This is a genomic window from Kitasatospora sp. NRRL B-11411 (assembly GCF_000721345.1).
Classification (GTDB): Bacteria; Actinomycetota; Actinomycetes; order Streptomycetales; family Streptomycetaceae; genus Kitasatospora; species Kitasatospora cineracea.
This window is the reverse complement of record NZ_JOGH01000020.1, coordinates 86,148-101,788: the sequence shown is the minus strand read 5'-3', so window position 1 is coordinate 101,788 and position 15,641 is coordinate 86,148. Positions and strand designations below refer to the sequence as shown.

The following is a 15,641-nucleotide window of genomic DNA, read 5'->3' as shown; positions in this document are numbered from 1 at the left end:
CCGCCCCACCCCCACCCCCGCGAACACCTTCCCCCATCCGTAGGCGTGTCTCCCCGCAGCACCCCCTCCGCGGGGAGAGCCCCCCGTCACCTCCAGGACGAGTTACCCTCACCCGCCTGGTACTGCTGCGGGTACCCCTGCGGCTGTTGCCCCTGCCCGTACCCGTACCCGGTCGGCTGCTGCTGGTAGCCGTATCCGTACCCGGAGCCGCCCGGCCCGGCAGGACCGCCGGGGCCGTTGCCGTTGTCGCCGTTCCTGGAACGCCGGACGAGCACGACCACCACCACGATCACGACCAGGACGAGTACGCCGCCCCCGACCGCGAGCAGCATCCCCGTGCTGCTCTTCCCGCCCTCCGCGTCACCGCTCGCCAGCGGGGCGGCCGAACCACCCCCGGCACCGGCCGACGGCGACTTCGAAACCGGAGCGGACGGCGCGGAGCCACCACCCTTGCCACCGCTGTAGTCCGGCTCCGCCCGATCGGTCAGCGGATTCTCCTTCGGCCCGTTGTCCACCGCCGGGTTCGCGGCCAGCGCACCGGACGGGGACGCAATGCCGTAGCCGTACTTCTCGTTCGGGAACGGGCCCTGGCCCTCGGGTTTGAAGGCGCTCCTGGTGATCCGGTTGATGACCTGGCCCGCCGACAGGCCCGGGTACTTCGACCGCACGAGCGCCGCGACCCCCGACACGATGGCCGCGGCCTCGGAAGTACCGGAAGCCGTCCCGTACCCGTGCTTGAGGTCGGCCCGGTGGATGCCGTCGGCCGGAGCCGCCAAGGTCACCTGCGGGCCCGTGGTCGACTTGGGCCACATGCTCCCGTCCTGAGCGACGCCAGACACCACCACCACGCCCGGGAACCCCGCGGGGTAGTCGATCGGCAAGCCGGCGTGGTTCCCGGAGGCCGACACGAGGACGACGTCCTTGTAGATGGCGTAGTTGATCGCGTCCCGGTACCCGGGGTCCCTCGGACTCCCGCCGTAGAACGACATGTTGATGACCTTGGCGCCGTGGTCGACCGCAAAGCGGATCGCCTCGCCGAAGTCCACGTTGTCGACCGTGCCCAGTTTTTCATTGAAGTCGAACTTCACCGGCAGGATCTTCGCCTTGGGTGCGATCCCCATCACGCCGGCGTTGTTTCCGTGCCCGTGCGCGGCAATACCGGAGGCCATCGCCGTACCGTGGCCCTCGGTGTCGATCCGCCCGTCCCCACCGGCACCAGTGAGATCGAGACCAGGGAGCACCTGCCCGGCCAAATCCGGATGGCTCGCGTCGACGCCGCTGTCGATGACCGCGACGATCACCCCGTCGCCCTGGCTGACCGGCCAGACGTCCTTGGCCAGACCGTACTTGTTCAGCACCCACTGCTTCTGCCGCTCCTGGTCCGCCGCAGCCGGACCGGCGCTCGCACCCCACAGCAAGGCCCCCGCAGCGAACGCGGCCAGGCCGCGCACGAATCGGCTGGTCGTCAAACCAATCCCCCCATTGGACAGCCACCCGAGGATCATCGATCCCGCCGGGCGGCCAGACAGTATTCTGATTTTCATTGACCGAAAAATTCCACTACGCCAGGCACGCGACCCCGCGAAGAAAGAACTCCCCTGGCACGGCAGGGAATCGAGACAGTCGAACCGCTCTCTCGGACAATCCCGGGCACCCCCACATCGATCGCCCGGAATCGTCCCCGAACAGCAGCAGACCCCCCACAGCCCGGCCAGGGCATTACACCGACTGACCGACCGCGAGAGGTCTGCTACCTACCGGTCAAGCACCGACCGACTCAACTCTGGTACGGATTCCCCCCGGCCGGCGGCTGCTGCGGCGGGTACCCCGGCACCTGCTGCCCCTGCTGGTACCCGTACCCGGCCGGCTGCTGCTGCGGCGCCTGCTGCTGGTACCCGTACCCGGGACCACCCGGCCCGCCGGGCGCCCCCGGACCACCGGGGCCCCCAAGACCGCCGGGGCCACCGCCGTTGTTGCCGTTCTTGGAACGCCGGACGAGCACGACGATCACCACGATCACGATCAGCGCGAGCACACCGCCACCGACCGCGATCAGCATCCCCGTGTTGCTCTTCTTGCTGTCCGCGTCACCGCTCGCCTGCGGAGCGGTCGAGTTCCCGGCACCGGCCGACGGCGCCTTGGAAGAGTTGGACGCCCCCGAGGACGGAGCGCTCGTATCACCGTAGTTCGGCTCCGCCCGCTTGAGCAGCGGGTTCTCCTTCGGCCCGTTGTCCACCGCCGGGTTCGCGGCCAACGCCCCTGCCGGAGACACGATGCCGTAGCCGTACTTGTCGTTCGGGAAGGAGCCCTGGCCCTTCTGCTGAACGGCGCTCTTGATCATCCGGTTGATGACTTGGCCCGCGGACAGGTCCGGGTACTTCGACCGCACGAGCGCGGCAACTGCCGAGACGAAAGCCGTTGCGTCGGAAGTGCCGTCGCCCACGACATACCCCTGCTTCAGGCCTGCGTGCATGATGTTTTCAGCGGGAGCGGCCAAGGTCACCTGCGGCCCCGTGGTGGACTTCGCCCACAGGTCGCCCTGCTCATTGATGCCCGAGACTGCCACCACTCCTGGCGCGGCCGCCGGGTAGGAAACCGGAAAACCCGGATCGTTTCCAGCTCCGCCGACAAGCACGACGTCTCGCTGAACGGCATACTCAATTGCCGAACGGAATTCCGGCTCGAAGGCGGCCCCGGCAAAGGACATGTTGATCACTTTGGCGCCGTGGTCCACTGCATAGCGAACGGCCTTGGCGTTCTGCGCACCACTGGCGCCACCTTCGACCTGGGCTCCATCCCGCCCGGGGACCCTGATCGGAAGAATCTTTGCCTTCGGCGCGAGTCCCATGACGCCAGCGTTGTCTCCGTGACCGTGCCCGGCGATGTCGCTGGCCATGCCCGTACCGTGACCGTCGGTATCGATCCGGCCATCCGGGCTGTCGCCAATGATGTCGAGTCCGGGGAGGACCTGCCCGACCAGGTCGGGGTGGTTCGCGTCCACCCCGGAGTCGATGACGGCCACGATCACCCCCTCGCCCTGGCTGATCGGCCAAACCCGCGCGTCGACCCCGTAGTTCTTCAAGGGCCACTGTGCTTCGCGGATCTGGTCCGCCGCCGCAGGTCCGGCGCTCACGCCCCACAGCAGGGCTCCCGCAGCGAGCGCGGCCAGACCGCGCACGGATCGGCTGGTCGTCAAGCCTCGTCACCCCTCATTGAGCGGCCGCCCCGCAGACCCTCGAGTCTGCAGGGCGGCCAGGTAATGTCCGACTGTTCTACTGACCGAACGTCATTCCACCACGTTCGGGTTCGCGTTCCCGCCGGAGGCCCAGGTCTCCTCGTCCTCCACCAGGTAGTCCGGTCGGTCCGAGGTGCCCTTCTTGGCGCGCTTGCTCGACTGGCCGTGGCCGGCCATGCCCGCGCCGTTGCCGGCCGCGCCGCCCTGGCCCCGGCCACCCGCGTGACCGGCCTCGGCGGCTCCGGCGACCTGGCCGGGGCGGCTGCGGCCGATGCCCGACCCGCCCTCGGAGAAGGCCCGTCCGCCGGTGCTGCCGTGCGCAGCCTCGCCGACCATGCCACCGGCCCGGCCCGCCAGGCCACCACCGGCCCGGCCGCGGAGGCCACCACCGGCACCGCCCTCACCGGCGCCACCGCCGAGGCCGCCACCGCCCAGGCCACCGGCCCGGCCACCGGTCCCGCTGCCCGCACCGGCGCCCGCGGCACCACCCGTACCGGCGCCACCACCGTTCAGGCCGTTGGAGCCGAACGTCCCGGACTTCGAAACGCTGTTGCCGCTGAACCCGGCGCGGGCACCGATGCCGGTGCCGCCCGCCAAGGTCCCGCCACCGCCGCCGACCAGCCCGGTGCTGGTGCCGCCACCGCCGAACCCGCCGCTGCCACCGCCGGACGGACCCTGCAGACCGCCGGACCCGCCGGGGCCGCCGATCGTCGAGGTGCCGCCACCGCGGATGCCGCCGGTACCGCCCTGGATGCCGTCGATCCCCGTGCCGGGGCCCTTCGGCTGCGGCAGCGGGTTGGCCGTTCCTCCGGAGATGCCCGCGTCCGTCGGACGGATCACCGCGGCCTTGACCTTCGGCGCCTGCGGCGCCCGGGTGGTCGAGGTGCTCTTGAGCGAGGTCCGCGACCCGGAGGAACCGCTCACCTGCCCGGCGCCCTGGACGAGACCGGTACTGATGCCCGCGATCGCTGCGACGAGACCTGCGGCGCCTCCGTTGTCCGGCGGCGTCACTTCTCGGCTCTGCTCCTCGACTGTCTTTGTCCCCGGAGGCTGTAGACGGCTGGCCGTGGCGCTGTACTTGGCCGCCAGCACCTGCATCACGCCGACTGCCTCTTGCTTACGCGTGTCGGCGATGCCCTGCTGGGTGTCCGCATCACTGATGCCGACCGATTCCTTGGCGGCATCACTGATTCCGTCGCCGACCTTGTCCCAGAACCCGGGCTCCTCCGGCATGTCGCTCTTGGCCTGGTCGATCGCCGCGGACATCAACTGCAGCGCAGTGGCCGTGTGGTCCGCGTGAGCGGCCAGAGCGTTGACGCTGTCGGCGAGTGAGGTCATGTGCGTGTGGAAGGCGTCGCTGGTGCTGCCCTGCCAGGTGCTGGTGGCGTCGCCGGTGGCGGTGGTCAACGCACTCTGGATCTGCGTCAGGGTCTGGTGCGCTCGACGCCAGGGATCTGCCGCGGCCATGACCGAACCGGAGTCCATCGAGTGGACCATGGAAATCAGCTCGGCATGGCTGTGGGTGGAGAAGTCGGTGACCACGCCACCACTCTGGTCGGCCATCCTCATCGTGCAGCACCTCGCCCCATGTCTGCGCCTGCTTCCCTGCTCTTCCGCGCCGTCACCATTGCGGCCTCGTCGTAGTCGTCGGCTGGCTCGTCGTGGTCGTGGTCGTCGGCATTGACGCGGCCTTCTGCCGTGCATCCAGCTCCGACTGGCTCCAGGTCGTGGCCCAACCATCCTGCGACAGCGTCATACGCGTGCGGGTGTCCTGCTCGTGCTCCTCGTAGTTCGCAGCCGTGTGGTCCGCGTTCTGCTGTGCGGCATCGATGGCTTCCTGAATTCTGTTGAGAAGCATGCTCAGCTCAGTACGCATGACGTTGTACTGCTTGTACAGCTCCTGCGCTTCGGGAAAACTCCCGAATGCCGCCGAGCTGACCCCACTCGGGCCATAGACCGCCGAGGTGCTGGCACCGCTCTCGTACTCGCTCAGCAAGCCGCGCACCTGGGCCGCGAACGCCCGCAGGTTGTCGACCTCGACCTGGAAGCCGTTGCCGCTCGTGCTCATGTGTCTCGTACCTCCCCCGTACCTGCTGCCCCGCGCGACTGCTGCTCGACCGCCTGGGGCCTGAAAGAAAGTTGGCTCCAACCTCTATGTCTAACACATGGAACGGGCCGTCAACACGCCCCCTGGTGGGTGCGGGTGGGATCAGGTGGCGGCGAGGGCCCGGCGGCAGAGGGAGTCGGCTCGGCGGGTGGTTTCGGGGAGGCGGTAGGAGGGGGTGAGGGCGAGGGTGACGGCGGTGGCTTCGTCGAGGCCGATGCGGTGGCCGACGGAGAGGAAGACGGGCTTGACGCCCTGGCGGGTGCGCAGGGCGCGGCCGACGGTCTCGGGGCCGTCGAGGAGGGGGGACCAGTCGCCGCGGCGGTCGCCGGGGGGCTGGTGGGTGAAGGTGAAGGGGTTCTTGGCGATGCCGAGGGTGGGGAGGCCGGTGTGGACGCCGAGGTGGCTGGCGAGGCCGAGGCGGCGGGGGTGGGCCAGGCCGTAGCCGTCGCAGACGACGAGGTCGGGGGTGCGGGTGAGGCGGGCGAGGGCGTCGAGGACGGCGGGGAGTTCGCGGAAGGCGAGCAGGCCGGGGACGTAGGGGAAGGCGACCCGGCCGACGGCGGTGGACTGTTCGACGACGTCGAGGGTGGCGTAGTCGAGGAGGACGGCCGCGGCGGCGACCACGTCGCGCTCGTCGTCGTAGGCGACGTCCACGCCGGCGATCAACGTGCCGGGGCGGCGCGGGGGTTCGGGGCCTTCGGGGACGACCAGGGGGCGCAGGCGTTCCTGTTCGGCGCGGGCGGCCTCGGCGGTGGTGGGCCAGTCGGCGGGGACGGTCATGGCGGCTCCCGGGGTCGGAGACAGGTGCGGGGACGTGCGGCGGACGGCTCCGGGCGCGCTCGACCGCCCTCCCCACGCTGTTCGGCGGCGGCGCTGCGCGGTACGCGTGCTCGGCGTTCCGCCGTACGGCACGTTATCGGGCAGGCCCGGACCGCAGTTCGGCCAGTGCAGCAGCCGCGGTGACCGCAGTGACCGCAGTGGCCGCGGCAGCCGGGGTTCCGTCAACGTGGTGGTTGCGGTTCCACCGATGCGGCGAGCGCGGAGGACGCGGTCGCGCGCTGCCGGGGCGTGAGTCCGTGCGCCCCCTGTGCCCCGGAGTAGGTCAACTCCCGGCGGTTAGGCTGTACTTACCGATGTTGTTCCGCCGTACCTGTCGAGCCGGGTCCCCCGCCCGCCGCTCCACCGCTGTTCCCCGTCGCTCTCCCCGCTCCGCGCGAAGGGTCGTCCGCCATGCCGCGCCCCGCCGTTCCGTCCCGTGCCGTCACCGCGTCCCGGGCTGCCCGGCTCGTGTCCGGGAGTCGTTTCAGTGCCGTGCAGTTGGGTGTCGGCACGCTGATCGCGGTGGTCGCCGCGGTGGCGCTGCTGGCCGTGTCCGGGGAGACGGGGGTGTGGCGGATCGCGGTGCTGGTCGGCTTCGCCGTCGCGCTCGGGACGCTGTCGGCCGTCCTGCTGTCCCCCGCCACCACCCGTCGCGCGCCGCAGGCGTTCGCGCCCCGGACGGCGGCGCCCGGCACCGACCAACCCGAGCCTGCGGCCACCGCCGCCCGGCAGCCGGCGTACGCGCACCAGTCGCGCTAACGCAGCATCCGAGGGGAGCCCGAGGGGAGCCCGGAGCGGACCCGAGGGGAGCCCGGAGCGCGAACGCGAAGACTCCCGGGCCGGCGGCAGGTGAACGGCTGCCGCAGGCCCGGGGCCCAAAAGGGAACGACCGGCCAAACGACCGACCGCCTGACCGGCCGAACGTCCGGTCAGGCGGTCGAGACCACCACGGTCTTGGCCGCCTTGTCGTGGATGCACTGACGGTAGGGCTTGTCGAAGACGCCGAACAGCCCGTCGACGGCCCACCAGAGGCCGCCGCAGCAGATCAGTGCGGGGACGATGAAGGTCGCGGCGCGGCTCCAGGCGGCAGCGGCGGTGGGGGCGGTGCCGTCGGCGAGCATGGCGACCCTGACCTTCATCAGCTTCTTGCCGAGGGTCTGGCCGTCCCGGCTGAGCATCAGGCCCTCGTAGACCAGGTACAGCGCGCAGCTGAACCAGAAGGAGCCGATCCAGCCGCTCTGCTTGTTGAAGTGCAGGAACGGGAGCAGCACCACCACGGCGATCACCTGCACCATGAGGTAGTCGACCAGCCGGGCGAGGATCCGCGCGCCCCAGCCGCCGAGCGCGGGCATCCCGGGAACGGGCCCGGGCCCGGGGCTGCCGTAGGGCGAACCGTACGGGTCACCGGGACCTCCGGGACCTCCGGGGCCGCCGGGGCCGCCGGGCGGGGGGCCGTAGCCGGGGGGCGGGCCGTAGCCGGGCGGCTGGTTGCTGTCGTGGGGGGAGCCCGAGCCAGCCGGCGCGCCGTACTGGCCGCCGTAGCCGGGCGGGGTGTCGTACGGGCTGCCCGAGGGCGGGGGCTGCTTGTCGAAGGAAGGCCGTCCGCCCTCCTCCGGCTCGGTTCCGGAGGGGTCGCTGGTGCTCATGGCACGAGTAGACCATCGCAAATACTACGATGTTGGGATATTTGCGCCGTTTCTGCCCGTTTAAGTTCGTTCCACCGCCTTCCGCACACCGGCCGACCGGGCCCGACCGGACGACGGGCCGTGCAGCGGCGGGCGGTTGACGGCGCCTCAGCCGCGCTCCACCCGCACCACCCGGGTCCGTGCCGCCCGGTCGTGCCAGCCGCGCCGGGCGGTCCGGTCCAGCAGCGCGACGGCCGGGCCGAGCAGGACGGCGGTGCCCAGGCCGCGCAGCAACCAGCGCACCAGTGAGCGGCCGAACCCCGGCGCACCGGTCCCGCCCGCGGGGACCACCCGGACCCGGGCCAGCCGCTTGCCGAAGGTCTGACCGGTCCGGGCGATCGGCAGCACCTGGTACAGCAGCCCGAACACCAGCAGCACGCCGAGCAGCACGCCCACCCGGCCCAGCACCGTCCCGTCCAGCAGCCACACCTGGTGCTGACGGCCCGTCATGCTCGCGGCCTGCGCCGCCTGGTCGATCTTCTCCTGGACGTGCGCCCGCACCGTCCCGACCATCGGCACCGCGACGGCCGCACCGACCACCGCCGTCACCACCCCGTCCACCAGCCACCCGAACGCCCGCGCCCCGACCCCCGCGGGCACGGCCGCCGGGGCCGCCGGACGCCGCTTCCCGGCCCCGTCGGCCGCAGCGGGACGGCGGGCCGCCGCACCGGTACGGGCCTCCGCCTCCCGGGCCTCGGCGGCCCGACGCGGCGGTCGGACCCGCTCGCTGGTGACGTGCGCCGTCCGCGGCTCCCGCCCCGGCCGCTGGGCCTCAGCGCTCGAAGCCGGGGCCGGGGCCGGCGCCGGGCTCGGAGCCGCCACCGACGCAGCCGCAGGCTCGGGCGCACCTACAGATTCGGACTCGGGCTCGGACTCGGGCTCCGGGTCGACGCCCCAGGAGACCCAGCGCGGGGCCCCACCGGTCTCCATCAGCCCGCGCTGCGCCTGCGGATCGGCCCGCCAGCCCGAGGCCGGGTCGGCGGACGTCGGCTCCGCCGGTTGCGGCACCGGTTCGACCAGCGCGCCGGGCGCAGCGGACAGCCCCACCGAACCGCCACCGCCGGCCCCGTGCCAGGGCGTGCCGCCGAGCGGCTGCGCGACCCGCGGCACGGGCTCAGGCTCCGGCTCGGGCGCGGGCTCCGACAAGAGCTCCTCCACGGGCGCGGCCCCGGTCAGCTCCAACGGCCGGACGACCGCCTCCACCTCACGAACCTCCGGCCCCCGCCGCGGCGCGACCACGGCCCCGGTCCCGGCCCCGCTCCCACTCCCGCCGATGTGCAGCGCGGCAGCAGTGGCCCAGGACTCGGCCGCGACCGGCCGCAGCCCGTTCCCGGCGACCGCCCACGGCCCGGCCTCGACGGGGCGCAGCGGCTCCATCTCACTGCGGGGACGGATCTCCAACTCCCCCGGACCGTCGAACCCGGCCCCGACCCCGCCCCCGGCCCCAGCCCCGGGACCAGCACCGTTCCCGCCCCCGCCCCCGTCCCCGTCCGGCCCGGCGGCCGTCTCCGGGTGGGCCGACATGGTGAAGAGCGCCTGGGCAGCAGTCTCGTCGAGGTAGATCGGACCGGTCTCGACCAGCGGCGCGGCGGGAGCGGCGGGGACCAGGCCGGGCGGGAGGCTGTAGGGGGGCGCGGTGAGGTAGCGGGCGACGAAGCGCGGCGGGTGGAGGGCCTCGCCGGGGGCGGGGGCGGGGCGGCTGGTGCCGGGGACCCAGGCGTGGCCAGCCCAGTAGCGGAGGAAGCCGGGCACCGAGGGGTCGGGGTAGTAGCCGGGCGCTCCGGCGTCCCCGGCCAGGGTGGCGCCGAGAATCGAGCCTGCGGTGGAGGGCCGGTCCGTCATTGCGTCTTCCTTCGTACCGGCACCGCGGCGTGTGGGTGTGCGGACGTGGGTGGGGGAGCCGCGGGCGGAGAGTCGCCGGGCAGTCACAAAGGGTAGTACCTCGGGCGGCCTCGTCCCCCGGGTTCACCGGAACTCGTGAAACGAACGGGGACACGTGGTACCGCGGTTACCCCCTGGGGTGGAGGGGGCGGCTCCGGGACGGTGACGGGCGGTGGCCGACACGGCCCCGGGTACCGGGTTCCGGTGCTCCCGTCCGGAACAACCGGGGCGGGGCGGAAAAGGTTCTGCCGGAAAAAAGTTCCGCGGAAAGTCCCGGAACCCGTGTAAGAGTCCGCGGCCGCCCCGCTCTCGGCTGGTGCGGGGCCGAACGGCGGCCCCGCGTGGCGGAGAGGTGAGGACGATGGCCGGACAGTCGACCGGAGTGGTGGAGCAGGAGCTGGAGCTGAACCTGGTGCTGTCGCCGGAGCGCAGCGTCCCGGTGGCGGCGCGGCTGTCGTACGGGAGCCACGACCCGTTCGCGGTGTACGTGACCTTCCACCTGGACAGCGGAACGCCGGTGACCTGGGTGTTCGCCCGGGAGCTGCTGGTGGAGGGGACGTTCCGGCCGTGCGGCCAGGGCGACGTGCGGATCTGGCCGACCCGGTCGGGGCGGCGCAGCGTGCTGTGCATGGCGCTGAGCTCGCCGGCGGGCGACGCGCTGCTGGAGGCGCCGCTGCCGACGGTGGCGGCCTGGCTGGAGCGGGCGCACCGGCTGGTGCCGCCGGGGGCGGAGCTGGAGGCGATGGACCTGGACGGTTCACTGGCGGAGCTGCTGGCGTGAGGGGGCGCGCGGCACGGCCCCGGGCGCGGGTGACGGCGTGCGCACAGCCACCGGCCCACCCGCACCCGACGCCCGCGCACCCGTGTCTGCACCCGGTGCCCGCCCTGGACGCGGCCCCGACCCGGCCGCCCGGCCGCCCGCCGGAACGCCCACCCTCGGGACGCCCGGGACGGACGGCGGCACCGAACAGAACGACGCCACGGAACAGGACGGCAGCACCGACCCAAACAGCGGCACAGATCCGAGCAACAGCACAGACCCGAGCAGCGGCACGGGGACGGAACAGCACGGCGGGCCCGGCGAACGGCCGCCCCGGGGTTCAGCGGGCCGCGGGGGCCTTCTGGGCGCCGGGGCTGCCGAGCCCGTCCACGCCGCTGCGCGGGGCGGGGACGCGCACCAGCGGGGCGCCGGCCGCACGCCGCCGGGAGCGGACCCGGAGGGCGGCAACGGCGAGGAAGCACAGCCCCATCAGCGGGTAGACGCTCGCCGGGAACTGCTTGAGCACCGACAGGTGCAGGTCCAGGTCGCCCTTGTGCGGGACGATCCACATGGCGAAGGACAGGAAGCCGAGCAGCGTCAGACCGAAGACGAGCCGCCAGCGCAGGCGCCGGACGGCGGCGGGGCGGGAGCGTTCGTGCGCGGCCTCGGCGGCGAGCAGGACGAGGACGGGGACGCACCACACCCAGTGGTGGGTCCAGCTGATCGGGGAGACCAGCACCGCGGTGATCAGCGCGGTGCACACGCTCCAGGCGTCGGCGCGCGGCGACCAGCGGGCGCTGCGGTGCGCCCAGACGGCGATGCCGAGTCCGGCGGCGGCGACCAGGACGCCGAGCAGGGTGGCGGCGGCGCCGGGGGTTTCGAGGTGCATCTGCCGGGCGACCAGGCCGCGCAGCGACTGGTTGTCGACGATGACGGTCTTGCCGACCCGGCTGGAGTCGAACATGTACTTCGTCCAGAAGCCCCAGGTGGCGTCGGGGAGCACCAGCGCGCCGATCAGGAAGGTGCCGACGAAGGTGGCGCCGGCCACGAACGCGGCCCGGACCCGGCCGGTGACCAGCAGGTAGACGGCGAACAGGCCGGGGGTGAGCTTGATCCCGGCGGCGATGCCGATGGCGACGCCCTTGCTGCGGGCGGAGTCGGGGCGGGTGAGGTCCCAGAGGATCAGGCAGGCCAGCGCGAGGTTGATCTGGCCGTAGCGCAGGGTGGTGAAGACCGGTTCCAGCCAGACGCCCAGTCCGGTGACCAGCAGGACGCCGACCGGCCGCAGGTCGCGGCGCGGCCAGCCGACCAGTTTGAAGGACAGGTGGGCGAGGGTGGCCAGCAGCAGCAGGTTCCCGGCGGTGACGGCGAGGCGCAGGAACGGGACGCCGAACCAGGTGGTCGGCACGAACAGCATCGCGGCGAACGGCGGGTAGGTGGCGGGCAGGTTCCACTCGGTGACCCGCAGCGCGTACAGGTCGTGGCCGTCGGCGACGGCGGCGCCCTCGGCCCGGTAGACGATCATGTCGACCATCGAGGTGCCGACGAAGTGCCGGACCGTCGCGTAGGCGAGCAGCGAGACCAGGGCGACCGCGGCGGCCAGCCGCAGCGGGCGCCGGGGGGCGGCGCGCAGGGCCGCGGTGATGGCGGTGAGCTGTCGGCCGGGGGCGGTCAGGACGCGCTGCCAGGCCGGGACGGGCGGCCGGTCGGGGCTGCCTGGGGGCGTGCCGCGTTCCGTGTGCACCGTGCTCACTGTCTTGCTCCGTCCGCCGTCGACCTGCGCTGGCCAGCAGCCGACACTACCCGAACGGTCGGCCGCCGCCACTGGTCGCGGTCACTCCGGGCTCCCCTCCCGGGGCCGTCGGACGGACAGACGGCCGCACGGACGGACAGACAGACGGACAGACGGCCGGGCCCGGCCCGCCGGTCGGCCGCTGTTCGAATTCCGACCGGGCCGCCGACCGGCCCCGCCCGCGTCGCCGACCGCTCGACAGAACGTTCGGCACACCGTTCGACGGACCGCTCGATCGAACGGCCGCCGGAGCGCCCCACGGACGGGTCGCCGCCGCCGGGCCGCGCCGGTTCCGGGCCGCGCACCCCCGTGGTGGGCCCGCCCGTCCGGGCCGGGGCCGCATGAGACAGCGTTGGCCGACGCTTAGGACGCATTTAAGGGAGGGGATCGACACCGAGCTGCCGCCCCCGCGGTAACAGCTCCTGTGTCGGCATCGTGGCCCCCGGCGTCCGGTCCTCAGTCCTTGCGGATCAGCCGGCCGGTCCGGCGGCGCTGCTGCCTGGGCAGTTCGACCTCGGTGCGGGTGTTGAGCCGCACCGCGATCTCGGCGCCGCCGAGGACGGCGGAGCGGCCGAGGACGACGTCGCCGCCGGTGCCCTCGGCGAGTTTGCGGACGATGTCCAGGCCGAGGCCGGTGGAGCCCTCGCCACCGTGTCCGGCGCCGCGGCGGATGGCCGCGTCCGGGTCGGTGAAGCCGGGGCCGCCGTCGCCGACCAGGACGGTGACGGCGTCCTCGGCGGCGACCACGTCGACGGCGAAGGGGGTGCCGACGGCGGTGTGCCGGAAGACGTTGCCGAGCAGCGCGTCGACGGCCGCGGCCAGGTCGCCGCGCTGCACCAGGACGGGGGCCGGCTCCTCGTCGCCGGCCAGCTGCCAGGGGCGGCCCTCGTCCTCGGCGAGCGCGGACCAGAACCCGACCCGGTCCCGGACCACCTCGACGGCGTCGCAGCCGAGGGCGACCGGCGGGGCGTCCACCGGGTGGCGACGGGCGGAGCGGATGATCTGGTCGACCTCGCGCTCGAGCTGGGAGACGGCGTGCCGGGTGGCGTCGGCGGCGTCGCCCTCGCCGAGGGCGGCGGCGTTGAGCCGGAGCACGGTGAGCGGGGTGCGCAGCCGGTGCGACAGGTCGGCGGCGAGTTCCCGTTCGGCGGCCAGCAGGTGGACCACCCGGTCGGCCATCGCGTTGAACGCGTAGGCGGCCTCGCGGAGTTCTTCGGGCGCGCCGGCCGCTTCGCGCCCCTCCACCGGGACCCGCACGGTGAGGTTGCCGGAGCCGAGCGAGCGGGCCGCGGTGGCCAGGCGGCGGGCGGAGCGGATGATCCGGGTGCCCATCCGGTCGGCGACCGCGACGGAGACCGCGACCAGGGCGAGCGCGACGCCGGAGAGCACCAGCCAGGCGGTGCCGACGCCGCGCGAGAGGTCCGCGTCGGGGACGAACACCTCGACCATGGCGACCCGGCCGTTGTCGACGGCGACGGGCTGCAGCAGCGCGTAGCCGCCCTCGACCCGGACGGTGCCGGCCCGGACGGTGCGGGTCCAGCCCTGGCTGTCGGTGCTGGGCAGTTGGTCGTTGTCGGTGCGGGCGCTGCCGACCGTGGCGCCGCCGGGCAGGTGGACGGCGAGCCGGTCGCGGGCGCCGGAGTCGGTGGAGGCCATCGCCTTGGCGATGGCCTCCTGGTCGGTGGTGATGGCCAGCGCCGGGCCGAGGGCGGCGGCCTGCCGTTCGGCGGCGGTGAACGCCCGGTCGCGGGCGGTCTGTTGGACCATCAGGCCGAGCGGGATGAGGAAGGCGAGCGCGACCATGACGGTGCCGGCGATGGCGGCCTTGACCATCGCCCAGCGCAGCGAGCGGAGGATGCGTTTCACGTCGCGCCCCCGACCGGTCCGCCGGGGGCCTCCAGCCGGACGCCGACGCCGCGCACGGTGTGCAGGTAGCGCGGGCTGGAGGCGGTCTCGCCGAGCTTGCGGCGCAGCCAGGACAGGTGGACGTCGATGGTCTGGTCGCCGCCGTAGGTCTGCCGCCACACCTCGGCCAGGATCTCCTTGCGCGGGACGACCACGCCGGGCCGGGCGGCGAGGAAGGCCAGCAGGTCGAACTCGCGGCGGGTCAGGTCGAGCCGCTGCCCGTCGAGCAGGGCCTCGCGCCGCTGCGGGTCGATGGCCAGGCCGCCGACCCGCAGGATCTGGGGTGCCATCAGGGCGCCGCCGCCCAGTCTGCGCAGGACGGCGGCCATCCGGGCCGTGAGGTGCTCCCCGGAGAAAGGTTTCACCAGGTAGTCGTCGGCGCCGTCGTTCAGCAGCCGGACGATCTCCGCCTCGTCGTCCCGCGCGGTGGAGATGATCACCGGGACGTTGGTCAGGCCGCGGATCATCTTGAGCGCCTCGCTGCCGTCCAGGTCGGGCAGGCCCAGATCGAGGACCACCAGGTCGCAGCCGACCTGGGCGACTTCGCGCAGGGCCTCCAGCGCGGTGCCGACGGAGCGCACGGCGTGGCCGGTGTCGGCCAGATGGCGGATCAGGGCGGAACGCACAAAGGGGTCGTCCTCGACCACAAGCACTGTTGCCATGGGGCTGCACGGTACGGCATGGCGGCGCACTGGTCTGTACCTCGGGTGGCTCCGGGACGGCCCGGCCCGGGCGGGGCCTTGAGCTTCCCTGAAGCTCACCGCCCTTTTTCCACAAGGTTTCTGTGGAATGCCCGGCCCACTGACCTGGCCGTGACCTTCGTACGGCAGGATGGCCCGCGATGCGGAGCGGACTGGTTCAACTGGGCGCCTGGACGGCGGCCACCGGAGCAGCGGTGGCGTTGTCCTGGCTCGGCGTGCACGCGGTGCTCGTCGACACGGTGTTCGAGCAACCGGTGGCGGTTCAACTGCCTTCGGTGGCCTCCTCGAAGCCGGGGGGACCGGCCGGGCCGACCCCGTCGGGGCCGCCCCCGAGCAGCGCGCCGCCGTCCGCGGCGGCCCCCAGCCCGAGCCCGGACCCGTCGGCGGGCGCCACCACCCCGGCGGCCGCGGGGTCGAGCGCCCCGGCCCGGCCGAGCGCGACGGCCCGCAGGAGCAGCAGCCCGCCCAGCACCCTGCACAGCTACCCGATGCTGGGCGGCCGGGTGGCGCTCGACGTGCGGGCCACCGAGGCCCGGCTGGTCTCGGCGGTGCCGGAGGCGGGCTGGTCGATGCAGGTCTGGCACGGCGACCAGTGGCTTCAGGTCAACTTCTCCAAGGACGACCGGGTCTCCACCCTCATGGTGTCCTGGAACGGCACCGCCCCCAACGTGCAGACCTTCGTGGTGGGCAACTGACCGGCGCCCCGGGCCCGTCGGACGCCTGGAGCCGGGGGCGAACGGGCCCCGCGGCCGCACC

Annotated in this window: 13 protein-coding genes; 3 read left to right on the top strand and 10 right to left on the bottom strand. The window is 73.4% G+C overall.

The annotated features are described in order from the left end of the window. Positions 1-86: 86 nt before the first annotated feature. The 5 genes from IH44_RS0112930 to nfi form a co-directional block, all read right to left on the bottom strand. Positions 87-1,544 carry a S8 family serine peptidase gene (locus IH44_RS0112930; RefSeq protein WP_081966872.1) on the bottom strand — a complete coding sequence of 486 codons (1,458 nt, stop codon included), beginning with the start codon at positions 1,542-1,544 and terminating at the stop codon, positions 87-89. 233 nt (positions 1,545-1,777) lie between these two features. Further along, positions 1,778-3,196, bottom strand: a complete 1,419-nt coding sequence (gene mycP / locus IH44_RS0112925; RefSeq protein WP_081966871.1) for a type VII secretion-associated serine protease mycosin — start codon at positions 3,194-3,196, stop codon at positions 1,778-1,780. Between the two features lie 90 nt (positions 3,197-3,286). Next, complete coding sequence (locus IH44_RS49380) at positions 3,287-4,777, bottom strand: WXG100 family type VII secretion target (protein ID WP_198544983.1); 1,491 nt, start codon at positions 4,775-4,777, stop codon at positions 3,287-3,289. Positions 4,778-4,856: 79 nt separating this feature from the next. Beyond that, positions 4,857-5,303: a hypothetical protein gene (locus IH44_RS46470; RefSeq protein ID WP_030459647.1), complete on the bottom strand. Its 447-nt coding sequence runs from the start codon at positions 5,301-5,303 to the stop codon at positions 4,857-4,859. Between the two features lie 141 nt (positions 5,304-5,444). Then, on the bottom strand, positions 5,445-6,122 hold the full coding sequence (nfi, locus tag IH44_RS0112910) for a deoxyribonuclease V (RefSeq protein WP_030459646.1): 678 nt from the start codon (positions 6,120-6,122) through the stop codon (positions 5,445-5,447). A gap of 531 nt (positions 6,123-6,653) precedes the next feature. On the opposite strand from nfi, the gene IH44_RS0112905 reads away from it, so the two are divergent. Continuing rightward, positions 6,654-6,920, top strand: a complete 267-nt coding sequence (locus tag IH44_RS0112905; protein WP_030459645.1) for a hypothetical protein — start codon at positions 6,654-6,656, stop codon at positions 6,918-6,920. Positions 6,921-7,090: 170 nt separating this feature from the next. Here IH44_RS0112905 and IH44_RS49375 read toward each other — a convergent pair whose 3' ends face one another. Continuing rightward, entirely contained in the window at positions 7,091-7,807 is a 717-nt protein-coding gene (locus IH44_RS49375; RefSeq protein WP_030459644.1) for an RDD family protein, read from the bottom strand. Positions 7,808-7,954: 147 nt separating this feature from the next. Further along, positions 7,955-9,688, bottom strand: coding sequence for an RDD family protein (locus IH44_RS0112895; RefSeq protein WP_030459643.1), 1,734 nt, complete (start codon positions 9,686-9,688; stop codon positions 7,955-7,957). A 400-nt stretch (positions 9,689-10,088) separates the two neighbouring features. Between IH44_RS0112895 and IH44_RS0112890 the strand changes: the two genes are divergently transcribed. Further along, entirely contained in the window at positions 10,089-10,508 is a 420-nt protein-coding gene (locus IH44_RS0112890; protein ID WP_014135973.1) for an SsgA family sporulation/cell division regulator, read from the top strand. 319 nt (positions 10,509-10,827) lie between these two features. Here the strand turns inward: IH44_RS0112890 and IH44_RS0112885 are convergent, their stop codons facing one another. From IH44_RS0112885 to IH44_RS0112875, 3 genes are all read right to left on the bottom strand, one after another. Further along, positions 10,828-12,240: a glycosyltransferase 87 family protein gene (locus IH44_RS0112885; RefSeq protein WP_030459642.1), complete on the bottom strand. Its 1,413-nt coding sequence runs from the start codon at positions 12,238-12,240 to the stop codon at positions 10,828-10,830. Between the two features lie 495 nt (positions 12,241-12,735). Continuing rightward, entirely contained in the window at positions 12,736-14,124 is a 1,389-nt protein-coding gene (locus IH44_RS0112880) for a HAMP domain-containing sensor histidine kinase (protein WP_035954918.1), read from the bottom strand. Between the two features lie 17 nt (positions 14,125-14,141). Next, positions 14,142-14,846: a response regulator transcription factor gene (locus IH44_RS0112875; RefSeq protein ID WP_030459640.1), complete on the bottom strand. Its 705-nt coding sequence runs from the start codon at positions 14,844-14,846 to the stop codon at positions 14,142-14,144. 179 nt (positions 14,847-15,025) lie between these two features. On the opposite strand from IH44_RS0112875, the gene IH44_RS46465 reads away from it, so the two are divergent. After that, on the top strand, positions 15,026-15,580 hold the full coding sequence (locus IH44_RS46465) for a hypothetical protein (RefSeq protein WP_030459639.1): 555 nt from the start codon (positions 15,026-15,028) through the stop codon (positions 15,578-15,580). Positions 15,581-15,641: the final 61 nt, after the last annotated feature.